General features: G+C 62.8%; 17 protein-coding genes and 1 tRNA gene. 7 read left to right on the top strand and 11 right to left on the bottom strand.

What is annotated here, in order from left to right:
- Window positions 1-87 precede the first annotated feature (87 nt).
- From D5400_RS02185 to D5400_RS02165, 5 genes are all read right to left on the bottom strand, one after another.
- The gene (locus D5400_RS02185; RefSeq protein WP_126007236.1) at window positions 88-804 is read right to left on the bottom strand and encodes a fumarylacetoacetate hydrolase family protein; all 717 of its coding nucleotides are present in this window, start codon (window positions 802-804) and stop codon (window positions 88-90) included.
- Between the two features lie 2 nt (window positions 805-806).
- Window positions 807-1,559 carry an ABC transporter permease gene (locus tag D5400_RS02180; protein WP_126007234.1) on the bottom strand — a complete coding sequence of 251 codons (753 nt, stop codon included), beginning with the start codon at window positions 1,557-1,559 and terminating at the stop codon, window positions 807-809.
- Window positions 1,560-1,562: 3 nt separating this feature from the next.
- Entirely contained in the window at window positions 1,563-2,375 is an 813-nt protein-coding gene (locus tag D5400_RS02175) for an ABC transporter ATP-binding protein (RefSeq protein WP_126007232.1), read from the bottom strand.
- On the bottom strand, window positions 2,372-3,199 hold the full coding sequence (locus D5400_RS02170; protein ID WP_126007230.1) for an ABC transporter permease: 828 nt from the start codon (window positions 3,197-3,199) through the stop codon (window positions 2,372-2,374). The genes D5400_RS02175 and D5400_RS02170 overlap by 4 nt, the downstream gene beginning before the upstream one ends.
- 121 nt (window positions 3,200-3,320) lie before the next feature.
- A complete protein-coding gene (locus tag D5400_RS02165; RefSeq protein WP_126007228.1) occupies window positions 3,321-4,310 on the bottom strand; it encodes an ABC transporter substrate-binding protein in 990 nt (329 codons plus the stop codon).
- 267 nt (window positions 4,311-4,577) lie between these two features.
- On the opposite strand from D5400_RS02165, the gene D5400_RS02160 reads away from it, so the two are divergent.
- Complete coding sequence (locus D5400_RS02160; protein WP_245451401.1) at window positions 4,578-5,297, top strand: FadR/GntR family transcriptional regulator; 720 nt, start codon at window positions 4,578-4,580, stop codon at window positions 5,295-5,297.
- 74 nt (window positions 5,298-5,371) lie between these two features.
- Window positions 5,372-6,127 (top strand): SDR family NAD(P)-dependent oxidoreductase, encoded by a 756-nt coding sequence (locus D5400_RS02155; protein WP_164527759.1) that lies wholly within the window; start codon window positions 5,372-5,374, stop codon window positions 6,125-6,127.
- 31 nt (window positions 6,128-6,158) lie between these two features.
- Here D5400_RS02155 and D5400_RS02150 read toward each other — a convergent pair whose 3' ends face one another.
- The 3 genes from D5400_RS02150 to D5400_RS02140 form a co-directional block, all read right to left on the bottom strand.
- A complete protein-coding gene (locus D5400_RS02150; protein WP_126007222.1) occupies window positions 6,159-6,461 on the bottom strand; it encodes a hypothetical protein in 303 nt (100 codons plus the stop codon).
- A gap of 188 nt (window positions 6,462-6,649) precedes the next feature.
- Window positions 6,650-6,725 (bottom strand) — tRNA-Ala (locus tag D5400_RS02145).
- 117 nt (window positions 6,726-6,842) lie between these two features.
- Window positions 6,843-7,244, bottom strand: a complete 402-nt coding sequence (locus D5400_RS02140; RefSeq protein WP_126007220.1) for a TIGR02300 family protein — start codon at window positions 7,242-7,244, stop codon at window positions 6,843-6,845.
- Between the two features lie 231 nt (window positions 7,245-7,475).
- Between D5400_RS02140 and aroA the strand changes: the two genes are divergently transcribed.
- The 3 genes from aroA to rpsA all read left to right on the top strand — a co-directional run bounded on the left by aroA (window position 7,476) and on the right by rpsA (window position 11,343).
- Window positions 7,476-8,846 (top strand): 3-phosphoshikimate 1-carboxyvinyltransferase, encoded by a 1,371-nt coding sequence (aroA, locus tag D5400_RS02135; RefSeq protein WP_126007218.1) that lies wholly within the window; start codon window positions 7,476-7,478, stop codon window positions 8,844-8,846.
- Window positions 8,846-9,490: a (d)CMP kinase gene (gene cmk, locus D5400_RS02130; RefSeq protein ID WP_126007216.1), complete on the top strand. Its 645-nt coding sequence runs from the start codon at window positions 8,846-8,848 to the stop codon at window positions 9,488-9,490. The genes aroA and cmk overlap by 1 nt, the downstream gene beginning before the upstream one ends.
- A gap of 146 nt (window positions 9,491-9,636) precedes the next feature.
- On the top strand, window positions 9,637-11,343 hold the full coding sequence (gene rpsA / locus D5400_RS02125; protein ID WP_126007214.1) for a 30S ribosomal protein S1: 1,707 nt from the start codon (window positions 9,637-9,639) through the stop codon (window positions 11,341-11,343).
- Window positions 11,344-11,433: 90 nt separating this feature from the next.
- On the opposite strand, the gene D5400_RS02120 is transcribed toward rpsA, so the two are convergent.
- From D5400_RS02120 to D5400_RS02110, 3 genes are all read right to left on the bottom strand, one after another.
- On the bottom strand, window positions 11,434-12,021 hold the full coding sequence (locus D5400_RS02120; protein WP_126007212.1) for a deaminase: 588 nt from the start codon (window positions 12,019-12,021) through the stop codon (window positions 11,434-11,436).
- A gap of 21 nt (window positions 12,022-12,042) precedes the next feature.
- Window positions 12,043-12,669, bottom strand: coding sequence for a ribonuclease D (locus tag D5400_RS02115; RefSeq protein WP_126007210.1), 627 nt, complete (start codon window positions 12,667-12,669; stop codon window positions 12,043-12,045).
- A gap of 75 nt (window positions 12,670-12,744) precedes the next feature.
- Entirely contained in the window at window positions 12,745-13,662 is a 918-nt protein-coding gene (locus D5400_RS02110) for a LysR family transcriptional regulator (protein WP_126007208.1), read from the bottom strand.
- A 127-nt stretch (window positions 13,663-13,789) separates the two neighbouring features.
- On the opposite strand from D5400_RS02110, the gene D5400_RS02105 reads away from it, so the two are divergent.
- Window positions 13,790-15,178: an MmgE/PrpD family protein gene (locus D5400_RS02105; RefSeq protein ID WP_126007206.1), complete on the top strand. Its 1,389-nt coding sequence runs from the start codon at window positions 13,790-13,792 to the stop codon at window positions 15,176-15,178.
- Between the two features lie 14 nt (window positions 15,179-15,192).
- Window positions 15,193-16,365 (top strand): acyl-CoA dehydrogenase family protein, encoded by a 1,173-nt coding sequence (locus D5400_RS02100; RefSeq protein WP_126007204.1) that lies wholly within the window; start codon window positions 15,193-15,195, stop codon window positions 16,363-16,365.
- Window positions 16,366-16,373: the final 8 nt, after the last annotated feature.

The following is a 16,373-nucleotide window of genomic DNA, read 5'->3' as shown; positions in this document are numbered from 1 at the left end:
AAGGGGTCCTGGGAAGAAGTGTGGGAGGATGAAGAAGAAAAGGCGGCGCAGTCGCGCCGCCCTTATAGCCTGAAAGACGGTCGCGTCTCAGAGAACCTTGACGGTGATCTCGCCGACGCCGGCAACCTTGCCGACCATCGTGTCGCCCTTGTTGACGGCACCGACGCCGGACGGCGTACCGGTCATGATCATGTCGCCCGGCTGCAGCTCGAAATACTCCGAAAGGATCGAGATCATTTCCGGAACTTTCCAGAGCAGCTGGTTGAGGTCGCCGGTCTGGCGGCGCTCGCCATTGACGTCGAGCGTCACTTCACCTTCCGTCGGATGGCCGATCTTCGATGCCGGAACGATGGCGCCGCAGGGTGCGGACTTCTCGAAGGATTTGCCGACTTCCCACGGACGGCCGAGCTTCTTGGCTTCGCCCTGAAGGTCGCGGCGGGTCATGTCGAGGCCGACGCCGTAGCCGTAGACAAGGTCGAGCGCGCTATCGACCGAGATGTCCTTGCCACCCTTGTGCAGCACGACGACGAGTTCGATCTCGTGGTGCACGTCGGACGTTTTGGTCGGATAGGGGAAGTCTTCGCCGTAGGTCACGTTGGAAGGCGACTTGAAGAAGAAGAACGGAGGTTCCTTGTCCGGGTCGTGGCCCATCTCGACGGCATGGGCAGCGTAATTGCGGCCGATGCAGAAGACGCGGTTGATCGGGAAGAGCTCATCGCTGCCTTCGACCGGCAGGGCGACGATTTCGGGAGGAGAGACCACATAGGTCTGTTCCGCCGGCTTCTTCAATGCACTTTCTGACATGGTCAACTCCTGACTCCTGCGTAGTATTCGACACGCTTCTCAAGCTTTGCAACGAGTTCCGCAAGAGTGAGCGCGATGGTGAAAAGGATCAACACCAGGGCCCAGAAGTGGGCCATGAGGAAGTTCTGCTGGTACAGCTGGAACAGCGCGCCGACACCGATGATCGAGACCAGAAGCTGGCCGATGACGACGCCCTTGACGCCGCGGATCATGCCAAGCCGGATGCCGGCCAGAATTTCGGGCAGTGCTGCCAGAAGCACCATTTTGAAGCGCTCGGCGCGCGAGGCACCGAAAGAGCGCGACATTTCCATGAGCGACGGCGAAATGCTGAGCACGCCGGCGCGGGTATCGAGAACGATGATCCAGACCGCGAACATGAAGACCGTGACGATGACGGTCGGCGTGCCGAGGCCGAAGAGGATCATGAACACCGGCACGAGTGCCGAAAGCGGAGCCGACAGGAAGGTGTTCACCCACATGTTCAGCATCTTGTCGGCCGCGGGCACCAGGCCCATCAGGAAGCCGAGCGGAATGCCGATCGCAATCGCTAGTCCCAGCCCGCCGAGATAGGACTGCACCGTGATCTGCATTGCCGCACCAAAGCTGCGCGACGTCACGACGTCGCCAAGCGCGGCGAGCACTTCCGTGAACGGCGGAAACAGCATCACCAGTTCGAAGCGGCCGATGATTTCCCAGATCATCACCCAGACGAGGAGCGAGGCCATCTTGGGCATTTTGAACCCGAAGAGTGTCATGACCTACTCCACATATTTCCGGATGCCCTGCCAGATCTGCTCGACCGTATCCAGGTAGACGTCGTTACGGCGCAGATCGTCCGGGTTGATGCCCTTCGGGATCGCCGGATCGATGATTTCCGAGATGCGGCCGGGGCGCGGCGACAGCATGATGATGCGGTCGGAGACGTAGACGGCTTCTTCGATGGAGTGGGTGACGAAGAGAAACGTCTTCTTCTCGACCTCGCGCAGGCGGAAGAGATCCTCCTGGAACTTGCGGCGGGTCTGCTCGTCGACGGCCGAGAAAGGCTCGTCCATGAGAAGAACGTCGGCATTGACGGCGAGCGCGCGGGCAAGCCCGACGCGCTGGCGCATGCCGCCCGAAAGCTCGTGCGGGTACTTCTTCTCGAAGCCTGCAAGCCCGACCTCGGCGATGTAGTGCCGGGCCTTGTCCTCACGCTCCGAGCGCGGCACGCCCTGCATCTTCAGGCCGAAGGCGGCATTGTCCATCACGCTTGCCCATGGCATCAGCGCGAAATCCTGGAACACGAAGGCGCGCTCCGGGCCGGGGCCGGTCACCGGCTTGCCCTTCACGAGCACTTCGCCGGCGGTCGGCTGCAACAGGCCGGCAACGATCTTGAGCAGCGTGGTCTTGCCGCAGCCCGATGGGCCGAGAAGGCTGGTCAAATGGCCGGTTTCGAAGGCGATGTTGATATTGTCGAGGGCGACCACGTCATTGCCGTAGACCTTCGACACCCCCCGCACTTCGATGATGGGGTTTGAGGGCTTGGTCACGGGCGTTGGTTCCTCGTATGTCTTTGCAAGGGCCAGGCTCATTTCGAACTCCGCTTTTCAGGCCTGAACAGCTTGGCCTCGATCCATTGAAGGGTGCTGACCGCGATGATCGCGAACAGCACGATCGACGCGATCGTCGCGTACATGTGGGCGAAATTGGCGACCGACCGGTGGTAGGTGATGAGGTCGCCGATGCCGGTCGGCGTGATGAGGAGCTCGGCCAGGACGACGCCCGAGAAGCCTTCGGCAACGCCGAGCCGCAAGCCGGCGAACATCATCGGGCTCGCCGCCGGAATGACGATCTGGAAGATCTGCTGGCGGCGGTTGCCCATGAAGGAATGGCACATGGACACGAGCGATGGCGGCACGTTGCGCACGGCCTTGTAGCTGTTGATCGCGATGACAGGCAGCGACAGCATGACAACGGCAAGCACCTTGGACGCCAGGCCGATGCCATAGACGAAGGTGATGAGTGGGATCAGCGCCGCCATAGGCGCGGCTTGCATGACGATGAAGACCGGCAGCGTGAACCATTCCACGTCGCGGCGCAGGCCCATGGCCACCCCGGCGGAAATGCCGACGATCAGCGAGAAGGAGAGCCCGATGACGAGCGGTTCGAGCGTGCGCAGATAGGCGGCACCCATGGAGCCATCGGCAACCATTTCGAAGAAGGCCGAAACGGTCGCGGTGAAGGTCGGGAAGGAGAAATTGAAGCCCGTCCGTCCGGCATATTCCCAAAGCGCGGCAAAGATCACCACCGATAGGATTTTCCAGAAGAGCGTCACTTCGCCGATGCGGCTCCAGATCGTCGGAGCGTCGCGCCGGGGGCCGGCGAAGGCCGGTTGGGCGGTCGGTGAATAAGACATGGATGAACCTGTGATCGTTTCCAAAAATCAACCGCGGAGACGAAGCGGTCGGTTTGCGCCGACCATGGCCGCGGTCAGGAACCCCTCGCGCCGCGGGTGGCGCGAGGGGGCAGGCTCAGTCTCAGTTCTTGGCCGCGTTCAGCGGATCGAAATCCCAGTACATGCTTTCGTCGACATCGCCTTCCGGCGCGTCCACCTGCCCGGCAGCCGCGAGGAACTCGAGATCGTCGGTCACGTCTTCCGGCGTGCCGCCATCGGTCGGGAACACGCCGCTTTCAGCCGATTCCGTGAAGTAAGGGGTGATCTCTGCGACCGCCTGTTCCGGCAGGTCCGGCAGGAGGTCGTACTGCGTGCGAAGTTCCGCGACGATACCCGGATTCTCGTTGATCTCGTTCCAGGTGCGCAGCATCTCTTCGACGAAGATCGAAACGTCTTCCTCGCGCTCGTTCAGGAAGTCGGCATTGGCATAGAGCGCTTCGTCGGTGGCATTGACGCCGTCGAGCGGGAGACGGGCGAACTTGCCGCCGCCCTGCTGCTCCAGGAGACGGAAGGCCGAGCTGTCGACGATCGATGCGTTGATCGTGCCCTGCAGCAGCGCGCCCGCGCGCACCTCGGCGCCCGGAACATAGGAGATGCCGGAATAGGTAATGCCGTGCTGCTGCTCCATCAGGCGCATCAGCGCTTCGGTGCCGGATCCGCGCGAGTGGACGGTGACTTCCTGGCCGTCGAGGTCTGCCCAATCCTGGTAGACTTCCGTGTTGACGACCGGGAAGAAGAGCAGCGTGCTCATCTGGTAGAACATGCGGATCGGAGCATTGGAATTCTGGATAAAGGCGTAGGGCGCGCCGACGCCGATATCGGCCTGGCCACCGACGACGGCCTGCGTGGCGACGTCTTCGGAGTTGAAGAAGGTGAGTTCCATCGGAACGCCGCGCTCCTTCGCGCGCTCCATGGCGATCAGCAGGCCGAGGCTCTCGATGCTGGCAATGTCGCCCATGGCGACCCGTACGGGCTCGCCGGTCTGGGCGTGAGCGCCGGCCGACAGTCCGACGATCGATGCCGTGGCCAGACAGGCTGCGGCTGCGGATTTCAAGAGACTGCGCTTGATCATGTGGTTTCCTCCCGTGACATGACGATCTCAATCCGGCAGCAGGTCCTCCAACCTTGGCCAATCCGGATATTGGTTAAATCAAATCACCGAATTGGTTGAGCGTCAAGCAGCATCGTACGACGGTATTGTCGGGCCTGAAAGCAGGGTTTTACGACAGACTTGCGGCACTGCAGCGTTAGACGGCGCTCAGCAGATTGATTGACAACGCCAGAGCGATGCGTCATGTCTGAACCAATCCAAGATTGGTCAAACCGCCGGGAGAGCGATTTGCACGGCCAGTTCAGCGACATTGACGGCAAGCATGATCCGGCGGCAGACGCGAACGGTGCAACCCTGGTGCAGTTGCGCGCCTGGTTGACGCGGCACGATTTTCCGCCGGATACAAAGCTGCCGGCAGAACGCGAGCTGGCCGAGATCCTTGGCGTATCTCGCGGCGACCTGCGCAAGGCACTGGCAACACTGGAGGCAGAAGGCCAGCTCTGGCGCCATGTCGGCAAGGGCACGTTTACGGGATCGCGCGCGATCGAGGTGATGAGCCTTGCCGAGATCGATCGTCAGACAAATCCCGCCGAAGTCATGCGCACGCGGCTTCTCATCGAGCCGCTGATCGCGCGCGAAGCTGCGCTCAACGCGACATCGGTCGACATCGATGCGCTGCGCCGCTGCGTCAACCGCACACACCAGGCAGCCACCTGGCGGCAATACGAGACGGCCGACAACGAGCTGCATCGCCGGATCGCGGAAGCGAGCGGAAACAGGCTGTTGCTGGCGCTCTTCGATGCGCTGAACGCCGTGCGCCGCGCCGTCGTCTGGGGCATGTTGCGCACCAATACGGACCGTCCACCGGAAACGCACCATTCCTTCGCCGAGCACGACCGCATCATCGAGGCGATCGAAAAGCGCGACATCGAAGGTGCGGGGCGCGAGATGTACCTGCATCTTCGCGCAGTGGAGCGAAATCTCATGGAACGCGGTCTCCCGCGTTGAGATCGCCGTCGCACCCGCTCGCCGCCGGGTCGCAAACCGCCCGCAATTGAATGCCTGCCAGATCGGACCGAGCAATGACGAATGGTGAAGCAACTGTGCGACGCGTCGCTCTCGTCACCGGAGCGGCGCAGGGGCTTGGCGCTGCCATTGCCAAAGCGCTCCATGGTGCCGGTCATCGCGTGATCTTCGCCGATATCGATGTCGCAAAGGTCGAAGGCGTCGTTGCCAAGTTGCAAAGCGATGATGCGGCCGCGGTCGCGATCGACGTGCGCGCCAAACCGTCGATCGAAAGAGCTGCTGCCATCTGCGAGGAGCGCTTCGGCCCAGTCGAGATCCTCGTCAACAACGCGGCGCTCACGCGCGCCACCGATTTCTTCGATCTCTCGATCGACGAGTGGGACGACCTGATGGCCGTCAATCTGCGCTCGCACTTCCTGACGGCGCAGGTGATGGCAGCGGGAATGATGGAGCGCGGTTTCGGCCGCATCATCAACATGACCTCCGTGGCTGGCCAGCGCGGCGGCCCCGGGGTGCAGGGCCTGCACTACGCAACGTCGAAGGCCGGCATCATCGGTGCGACCCGCTATCTTGCTCAGCTTTTTGCGGAAGGCGGCGTCACCGTAAACGCCATTGCGCCGGGCCCGATCCAGACAGAACAGACGGCGCTCGCACCGCCGGACCGGGTCGCCCGCGTCGCGGCACAGGTGCCGCTGAAGCGCTTCGGCGACCCGTCGGAAGTGGGCGCACTCGCGGTCTATCTCGCATCGGATGCGGCCGGCTTCGTCACCGGCGCTACCATCGACATCAATGGCGGCATCCTGATGCGCTGAGACGCAGTTCCAAAGAATTGATTCGAGAAAGCTAGTGCATGTCCCGCTTGGCGCGGGCCTGGGTCTCGATCACGAGCGCAATGAACTCGTTTTCCATGACGGCGATCTTTTCGTGCTCTAACCCGAGAGCGATCGCTGCGGTGAGATTGGCAAAAGCGTCCATCAGCGTGGTGCGCATCGCTTCGGCCGAAACCGGATCGCGGATGGGCCTGCAGATTCTTCGTATGAGCCGCGCGGCGACCCTGACCTCGAGGCTCGCGCCTGCGGGCTCGCCCTCGCGAATCGCGAACCGGGCGCCGATCAAGCGAACTTGACGATCGATCAACACTCTCATGCCAGTGCCGTCTCCCAACAAAACGACCTGTGATGCGATGGTGGTCCTGTCATCGCTGTCGATGGCGACAGTACCGCTTCAAGCTTGTGCGACGATGGAGCCGCCACGAAGCGCGGTCAAGTGGCCGGAATACAGAGAGGCTGTGGATTACGTGGGATTGCCTACCGATTTCTAAATAAACCGGAGGTTGGTGGAGCCAAGCGGGATCGAACCGCTGACCTCCTGCATGCCATGCAGGCGCTCTCCCAGCTGAGCTATGGCCCCATTTCGAAACCGCCGCGGCGGCTCGTGGACGGCTTCTTACGTCCGGTTTCCGACGAGATCAAGATGACCTCGTCGAATTTCTTGAACATCCCGTGAGATGTTTCGAAAGCCTTGAGATCAGCTTTCGTCTTCGTCTTCGTTCGCGCCGCCGATGAGGTCGCTCATGTCGTCGTCGTCATCATCGTCGTCGTCCGGCAGGAAGGTGTCGTCGTCATCGTCGTCGATTTCGACTTCTTCCTCGTCGCCGTCCAGGTCAGGCAGATCGTCGTCCTTCTCAGCGGAATCGCCGTCGGCATCTTCCAGCGGCACGGTTTCCGCTTCGTTGCCTTCGGTATCCAGTTCCTTTACGTCCTCTTCCTCTTCCGCCTCGACCACCTTCGCAACGGCGGTGTCTTCGAAATAGGACAGCGGGTAGCTCTTGCCGGTGTAGGGCGACACGACCGGATCGCGGTTCAGGTCGTAGAATTTACGGCCTGTTTCGGGACAGACGCGTTTCGTTCCAAGTTCGGGCTTTGCCACGGCGAACCTCTCGATGGATTGGGGACTGTCGCCAGTCAGCCGGCTTGAGAGACCGGCCCGTCGATTTGCGATGTGCGGTCCCCATAATCATGTTGCTACGCCGTGTCAAAGCCTATCTACCGCCGGTTTCCAAGCCTTTGCCGGCCCTTATTTTGATCGATCGGCGGATGACGCTCGCGCTGCCCTGTGATATCGCGCGACCGGCATTCGCAGATAAGAGGTCGATCCACGATGGCACATGGCAGCCAAGGCGCAATCCCGGCAACGGCGCGACGTTCCGAACCGCTTTCGGGCACCGTGCGAATTCCGGGAGACAAATCGATCTCCCATCGCTCCTTCATGTTCGGCGGTCTCGCCGCAGGTGAAACGCGGATCACAGGCCTGCTCGAAGGCGAGGATGTGATCGCGACCGGCAACGCCATGCGCGCAATGGGCGCCTCCATCCGCAAGGAAGGCGATACCTGGATCATCGAGGGCACCGGCAATGGCTGCCTGCTCGAGCCAAAGGCGCCGCTCGATTTCGGCAATGCGGGCACCGGTTGCCGCCTGACCATGGGGCTGGCTGGAACCTATGATTTCGAAACGACCTTCATCGGCGACGCGTCCCTCTCGGCGCGGCCGATGGGTCGTGTTCTCGATCCGCTGAAGCTTATGGGCGTGCAGGTCAAATCGGTCGAAGGCGGCAAGCTGCCTGTCACGCTGCGCGGCCCGCGCATGGCAGCACCCATTCATTATACCGTTCCCATGGCCTCGGCGCAGGTGAAGTCCGCGGTCCTGATCGCCGGGCTCAACGCACCCGGTGTCACCACGGTGACCGAAAAGATCATGACGCGGGACCATACAGAAAAGATGCTAGCGGGATTCGGCGCGTCGCTCGACATCGAGACGGACGCAGACGGAACCCGCCACATCAGCATCGAAGGTCAGCCGAAACTGAAAGGCTGCGTCATTGACGTGCCGGGTGATCCGTCCTCGACGGCGTTCCCCCTCGTCGCGGCGCTGTTGGTGCCGGGCTCCGACATTACCATCCTCAATGTGCTCATGAACCCGACGCGCACGGGCCTGATCACCACGCTGATCGAGATGGGCGGCAGGATCGACATTCTCGATGCACGTTCTGCCGGTGGCGAGGATGTTGCCGATCTGCGCGTGCGCCATTCCGAGCTGAAGGGTGTCGTCGTGCCGCCGGAACGCGCTGCCTCGATGATCGATGAATATCCCGTGCTTGCCGTCGCGGCGGCCTTTGCCGAGGGCGAAACCGTCATGGATGGCATCGAGGAGTTGCGCGTCAAGGAAAGCGACCGTCTGGCGGCCGTTGCCGCCGGGCTTCGTCTTAACAATGTCGACTGCACCGAAGGCGAGGCGATCCTGACCGTGCGCGGCACGCCGTCGGGCAGGGGCATCGGCTCGGCCCGTGGCGATGCGGTCGCGACGCATCTCGATCACCGAATTGCCATGAGCTTCCTGGTCATGGGGCTTGCCAGCGAACATCCTGTCACAGTCGACGATGCGCGCATGATCGCGACGAGCTTTCCGGAATTCATGGATCTGATGGCGGGTCTCGGCGCCACGATCGAATGTGGCGTGGAGGAGCCGGCCTGATGGGGTTCACGATCGCCATCGATGGCCCGGCCGCCTCCGGCAAGGGAACGCTCGCCCGCAAGATCGCCGAACGTTACGGCTTCCACCATCTCGATACCGGCCTGACCTATCGCGCAACCGCCAAGGCGCTGCTCGACGCCGGCCTGCCGCTCGACGACGAGACGCTGGCGGCGGAGCAGGCCGACAAAGTGGATCTCGGCGCGCTCGATCGCTCTGTGCTCGCCGCGCATGAGATCGGCGAGGCCGCGTCGAAGGTGGCCGTTATGCCGGCAGTGCGCCGCGCGCTGGTCGAAGCGCAGCGCCGGTTTGCCATCCGCGAGCCCGGCGTCGTGCTCGACGGCCGCGACATTGGCACGGTGGTCTGCCCCGGCGCGGAGCTGAAGCTCTACGTGACGGCGTCGCCCGGCGTACGTGCCGGGCGCCGTTTCGAGGAGATCGGCAAGTCGGGCGGCAACCTTTCCTATGACGACGTGCTGGACGACATCCGCCGCCGCGATGCCCGCGACATGGGCCGTGTGGATTCGCCGCTGCGCCCTGCCGACGACGCGCACTTGCTCGATACGTCGGAAATGAGTATAGAGGCCGCGTTTCGCGCCGCCCAAATTCTCATAGACGAGGCCTTGGCGCGCAAGAAACCGAGTTAAGCATTCCGCGAGAGACCACCGCGCCGGATCATTGGCCACCGCTTTCGGGCGACGAGGCCAGGTCACTCCTGGAATGATCGCAACACAAGATACCGGCGCGTGCCAGGCCAGCATGAAGATTGCGGCCCGGTCACCAGGAGCACTCAATGTCAGTAGCAAACCCCACGCGGGAGGACTTCGCAGCCCTCCTCGAAGAATCCTTTGGCGGTAATGATCTCGCGGAAGGCTACGTTGCCAAGGGCACCGTAACCGCGATCGAGAAGGACATGGCCATCATCGACGTCGGCCTGAAGGTCGAAGGCCGCGTCCCGCTGAAGGAATTCGGCGCCAAGGGCCGCGACGGCCAGATGAAGGTCGGCGACGAAGTCGAAGTCTATGTCGAGCGCATCGAAAACGCGCTTGGCGAAGCAGTCCTGTCGCGTGAAAAGGCGCGTCGCGAAGAAAGCTGGGTCAAGCTCGAAGTCAAGTTCGAGGCCGGCGAGCGTGTCGAAGGCGTCATCTTCAACCAGGTCAAGGGCGGCTTCACGGTCGATCTCGACGGCGCTGTTGCCTTCCTGCCGCGCAGCCAGGTCGACATCCGTCCGATCCGCGACGTCACGCCGCTGATGCACAACCCGCAGCCCTTCGAAATCCTCAAGATGGACAAGCGCCGCGGCAACATCGTCGTTTCGCGCCGCACGGTTCTCGAAGAGTCGCGTGCCGAGCAGCGTTCGGAAATCGTCCAGAACCTCGAAGAGGGTCAGGTCGTTGAAGGCGTCGTCAAGAACATCACCGATTACGGTGCGTTCGTCGATCTCGGCGGCATCGATGGCCTGCTGCACGTCACCGACATGGCATGGCGCCGTGTGAACCACCCGACGGAAATCCTGTCGATCGGCCAGACCGTCAAGGTCCAGATCATCCGCATCAACCAGGAAACGCACCGCATCTCGCTCGGCATGAAGCAGCTCGAGGCGGATCCGTGGGATGGCATCGGCACCAAGTACCCGACCGGCAAGCGCATCACGGGCACCGTCACGAACATCACCGACTACGGTGCGTTCGTCGAGCTGGAGCCGGGCATCGAAGGTCTCATCCACGTCTCGGAAATGTCCTGGACGAAGAAGAACGTTCACCCCGGCAAAATCCTGTCGACGACTCAGGAAGTCGACGTGGTCGTTCTCGAAGTCGACCCGCAGAAGCGCCGCATCTCGCTCGGCCTCAAGCAGACGCTCGAAAATCCGTGGGATGTCTTCGCTCAGAAGCACCCAGTCGGTTCGGTCGTCGAAGGCGAAGTCAAGAACAAGACCGAATTCGGCCTGTTCATTGGCCTCGACGGCGATGTCGACGGCATGGTTCACCTCTCCGACCTCGACTGGTCCCGTCCGGGCGAGCAGGTCATCGAGGAGTTCAACAAGGGCGACATGGTTCAGGCCCAGGTTCTCGACGTCGACGTCGAGAAGGAACGCATCTCGCTCGGCATCAAGCAGCTCGGCCGTGATGCGGTTGGCGATGCTGCCGCTTCCGGCGACCTGCGCAAGAATGCCGTCGTCACCGCGGAAGTCACCGCAGTGACCGATGGTGGCCTCGAAGTCCGCCTCGTCGACCACGAGAACCTGGAATCGTTCATCCGTCGCAACGACCTCGCTCGCGATCGTGACGATCAGCGTCCGGAGCGTTTCTCGGTTGGCCAGAAGCTCGACGCACGCGTCGTCAACTTCTCCAAGCGCGATCGCAAGATCACGCTGTCGATCAAGGCTCTCGAGATCGCAGAAGAGAAGGAAGCCGTCGCACAGTTCGGTTCGTCCGACTCGGGCGCTTCGCTGGGCGACATTCTCGGCGCCGCGCTCAAGAAGCAGGGCGACGACAAGTAAGCCTCGGCCGTTAGACCATTCGAAATCAAAGGGCCCGCGAAGAGCGATCTTCGCGGGCCTTTTTCATTTCAGCTTCGGTAAGGCGAAAATTCAGTTCAGCGGAATGGCGTTGTCGGCCTTGCCGTCCTGGTAGCGCGCGGAAAGGGCAGCATAGCGCTCCGTGATTCGGGCAGCCTGCTCTTCCAGTGCGGCACGCTCGGCCTCGGGCGCAGCCGCGATCAGCGCTGCCATCGGTGCCGATTTCCAGAACGCATTGTCGCGCGCGTAGCCCCCCGGCTCCAGCCGAAACACTTCCTTCAGGATCTTCAGGTCGTGCGGGATGGAGAAGCTGTCGCGCGAATCCTCGTGGCTGAAGAAATAGGTGAAATTGTCGAAGCCCGCCCAGGTGATCGCCGACAGGCACATCGAGCAGGGCTCGTGCGTCGATAGGAAGATCAGCTCGCCCGTCGGCGGCGTCTCCGCCATCTCGTAGAAGCGCTTCAGCGTGTGAACTTCGCCGTGCCAGAGCGGATTTTCCGTTTCGTTGTTGGTTTCGGCGATGACGAGCGACAGATCCGACTTGCGCAGGATCGCCGCGCCGAAGACCTTGTTGCCGTCGGCAACGCCGCGCTCAGTCAGCGGCAGGATGTCGTTCTCGATTACATCCAGAAGCCGCTTGGCCAGACCATTCCCGTTCATGACCGGCTCCTGTCCGTCGGATCAGCTATGGGCGAAGATGTCGGTTTCTTCCCAGCCGATGAGATCGAGCTTCGCGCGTGTCGGCAGGAACTCGAAGCACGCCTCCGCAAGCGCCATCCGTCCGTCCCGTTCGAGCCGGGCACTCAGCTTGTCCCTCAGGCCGTGCAGATAAAGCACGTCGGAGGCGGCATATTCGAGCTGTGCGTCCGTCAGCGTCTCGGCGCCCCAATCGGAGGACTGCTGCTGCTTGGAAATATCGACCTCCATCAGCTCCTTCAGATTGTCCTTCAGGCCGTGACGGTCCGTATAGGTGCGCGTCAGCCGCGAAGCGATCTTGGTGCAGAACACCGGCGCACAGGTGACGCCGAAAGCGTTGAACAGCACGGCGATATCGAAGCGCCCGAAATGGAAGATCTTCGGCAGCGCGGGGTTGGCGAGAAGCGCCACGAGGTTCGGCGCTTCTTTCTGGCCGGCCGCGATCTGGATCACGTCGGCCGAGCCGTCACCCGGCGAAAGCTGCACGACGCAGAGCCGGTCGCGGCGCGGCACGAGGCCGAGCGTTTCGGTGTCGATCGCGATCGCGCCGGTATAGCGGGCCGCATCCTCGATCGAGATGTCGCCGCGATGCAGCCTGATATTGCCAGCCATATGATCCTCTTGCCCTGCCGTGTTGGTCAGCGTTCAGCCTATAGCGACGCTGGTCCGAAGTGGCAAACGAGGAACCTAGGCCCGCGGGGACATCTCGGCATTGTGGCGGATCAGGAAGTCGACGAGGTCGCGCGCGAAGACCGGCAGCTCGTTGCGGTCTCTGAGGCAGATTTTCAGTTCGCGCGTCGCCCAATCGTCGGAAAGCGAAACCAGCGCGATATCGTGGCTCTTCGAGAGCCTTCGCGCCACCGTCTCTGGAATGAGGCCGACACCGACACCTGCCTCGATCATGCGGCACATGGCTTCGAAGCCCGATACGCGTATCCGGATGGACAAGCTCGTGCCCATGTCGGAGGCGATCTGCTCGGCAAAGCCGTGGATGGCGCTTCCCGCATGGAGCAGCACGAAATTCTCGGCAATCGCCTGTGCGAAGGCGATCTCATCAAGACCGGCCAGAGCATGGCCGAGCGGTGTCGCCAGCACGAGCCGGTCGCGCTGATACGGGATCATCTCCAGACCCTCGGCGGGCACGGTCCCGGCCAGAATGCCGATATCCACCACACCGTCGGCGACGGCGCGTGCAATTTCCGGGCTCAGCCGCTCCTCGAGGTCCACATCCACCATAGGATGATGAACGAGATAGGCGCCGAGCGCCGCCGGCAGGATTTCCGTGATCGCCGTCGTGTTGGCAAAGATGCGGACCCGACCCTTGAGGCCTGTGGAGTAGGCCTGCAGGTCGCCATGCAGCCGCTCCGTCTGGCGCTGGATTGCGCGCGCATGCTCAAGCAATGTCTCACCGGCCCGCGTCAGCTCCACCCCCTGGCTCATGCGCCTGAGCAGCGGCGTGCCAAGCGTCTCTTCGAGGTTCTTGATGCGCAGGCTCGCTGCGCCGAGCGACAGATGGCTCCGCTCCGCGCCGCGGGTCAGATTGCCGGCTTCCGCCACGTGGATGAAGAGCCTGAGGTCGGTGAGATCGTATCGCGGTAGGGACATGAGGCTCCGAACTTCGCGCCGCTTGGCAACTGCCCTTTCGATGCAGGCAAAGCCGGGCTTTGGCAATGCCGAATTGCCTTGCCGCGCATGGGCTTGCTAGCAGTCGTCGCTACGGAGGATGGTCACCATGACAGCGTACGATACCAGGGCAGCAAACGGCGCCGGCGAAAGCGCGACGCTTGCCGCTTTCGCGTCGGAGTTCGATCTCGATGCCGTGCCTGCCGATATCGTCGCCCGGACGGAAGATCTTTTCGTCGATTGGGTCGGTTCGGCACTTGCAGGAAAAGGTGTTGCGCCGGTCGAGACAATCGCCGCATTTGCGAAGTCGATGGGTCCAGCCGATGGTCCGTGCGAGACGCTGATTGATCGCGGCCGGACGTCGCCGCTCTTCGCCGCCATGGTCAACGCCGCCTCTTCCCATGTCGCCGAGCAGGACGACGTCCACAATGCCTCCGTATTCCATCCGGCGGCTGTCGTGTTCCCAGCTGCGCTCGCCGTCGCACAGGCAAGCGGCGCATCGGGCAAGGAATTTTTGGCGGCATCGATAGCCGGCTATGAAGTTGGGATCCGGGTCGGCGAGTTTCTCGGCCGGTCGCACTACAAGACCTTCCATACGACGGGCACGGCCGGCGCATTTGCCGCCGCTGCTGCCGCCGGCCGCTTGCTCGGCCTGACGCCGGCTCAAATGAACCACGCATTCGGGTCTGCCGGAACGCAGGCCGCCGGGCTCTGGGAATTCCTGCGGGATGGCGCCGATTCCAAACCGCTTCACACGGCCAAGGCCGCCGCAAACGGACTGACGGCTGCCTATCTCGCCCGTGACGGCTTCACCGGGGCGACCCGCATTCTGGAAGGCGCGCAAGGGCTTGCCGCCGGCATGTCGAGCGACGCCGATCCGCGCCGCCTCGTCGACCGGTTGGGATCCCGCTTTGCCATCGCCGAAACCTCCTTCAAGTTCCACGCCTCCTGCCGCCATACCCACCCTGCGGCCGACGCGCTTCTGAAAGCGATGACCGAGCAGAAGCTCGCCATGGCCGATATCGCGTCCGTCACGGCCTTCGTGCATCAGGGCGCGATCGACGTCCTCGGTCCGGTCGTGACGCCGAAAAGCGTTCACCAGGCAAAGTTCTCCATGGGCACGACGCTCGGTCTCATCGCCGCCCATGGCCGCGCCGGCATGACGGAGTTCGACGAGATGTTCGATCGCGCCGATGTCGCGGATTTCCGCGCGCGCGTCACGATGGTGCTCGACCCGGAGGTGGACGGTGCCTACCCGGCGCGCTGGATCGGCAAAGTGCGCATTGTGACGAGAGAAGGGCGAACCGTCGATGCGCGCGTGGATGAGCCCAAGGGAGATCCCGGCAACACGCTGAGCCGCGACGAAATCGAGGCGAAAGTGATCGGGCTTGCCCGGTTCTCGAATGCCGCCGACCCGGCGGAGATGACGAAGCTTATGCCGCGCCTCTGGGCGATCGGCGAATTGAACAGACTGGGGCCGCTGCTGGCGGCCGGCTGAGGGAGACGCATCTCATGACGATCAAGGACCTGCCGGAAAGCGAAGAGATTACCCAGATCCGGGAGAGCGTGCGCCGGCTCTGCGCGACGTTCTCGCCGGAATACTGGCGCAAGCTGGACCGTGAAAACGCCTATCCGACCGACTTCGTGAAGGCGCTGTCGGATGCCGGCTATCTGTCGGTTCTGATCCCGGAAGATTACGGCGGCTCGGGCCTGCCGCTCTCCGCCGCCGCGGCGATCCTGGAGGAAGTGCAACGCGCTGGCGCCAACGGTGCCGCCTGTCATGCGCAGATGTACATCATGGGTGCGCTCCTCAGGCACGGCAGCGAGGCCCAGAAGGAGAATTACCTGCCGGGCATCGCATCCGGCGAGCTGCGTCTCCAGGCCTTCGGCGTGACGGAGCCGACCAGCGGCACCGATACGAGTTCGATCAAGACGTTTGCCCGAAGAGAAGGCGACCGCTACGTCATCAACGGCCAGAAGGTCTGGACCTCGCGCGCCGAGCACTCCGACCTGATGCTCCTTCTCGCCCGCACGACGCCGAAGGAAGAGGTGACGAAGCGCACCGATGGCCTGTCGGTCTTCATCGTCGACATGCGCGAGGCGCTGAAAGCCGGCATGACGATCAAGCCGATCCGCACCATGATGAACCACTCAACGACAGAAGTGTTCTTCGACGATGTCGTGGTGCCGGCGACAAGCCTCGTCGGCGAGGAAGGCAAAGGCTTCCGCTACATCCTCTCGGGCATGAACGCCGAGCGCATCCTCATCGCGGCCGAATGTATCGGCGACGCAAAATGGTTCATCGACAAGGCGTCGAGCTACGCCAATGAGCGCAGCGTTTTCGGCCGGCCGATCGGCCAGAACCAGGGCATCCAGTTCCCCATCGCCCGCGCCTATGCTGAGATGCGCGCGGCCGAACTGATGGTGCATGAAGCAGCGCGCCGGTTCGAGGCTGGCGAGGATTGCGGCGAGCAGGCCAACATTGCGAAAATGCTGGCGGCGGAAGCGTCCTGGGCCGCGGCCGAAGCCTGCGTCCAGACCTTCGGCGGCTTTGCCTTCGCCGAGGAATACGACGTCGAGCGCAAGTTCCGCGAAACGCGGCTTTACCAGGTGGCGCCGATCTCGACCAACCTCATCCTCAGCTACGTGTCGGAGCATGTTCTCGGCATGCCGCGCTCCTACTGATGGCTGAG

It is taken from the genome of Georhizobium profundi (assembly GCF_003952725.1).
In the GTDB taxonomy this organism is placed as follows: domain Bacteria; phylum Pseudomonadota; class Alphaproteobacteria; order Rhizobiales; family Rhizobiaceae; genus Georhizobium; species Georhizobium profundi.
Note: the sequence above shows the minus strand (reverse complement) of the source record. Positions and strands in the feature narration are given on the sequence as shown.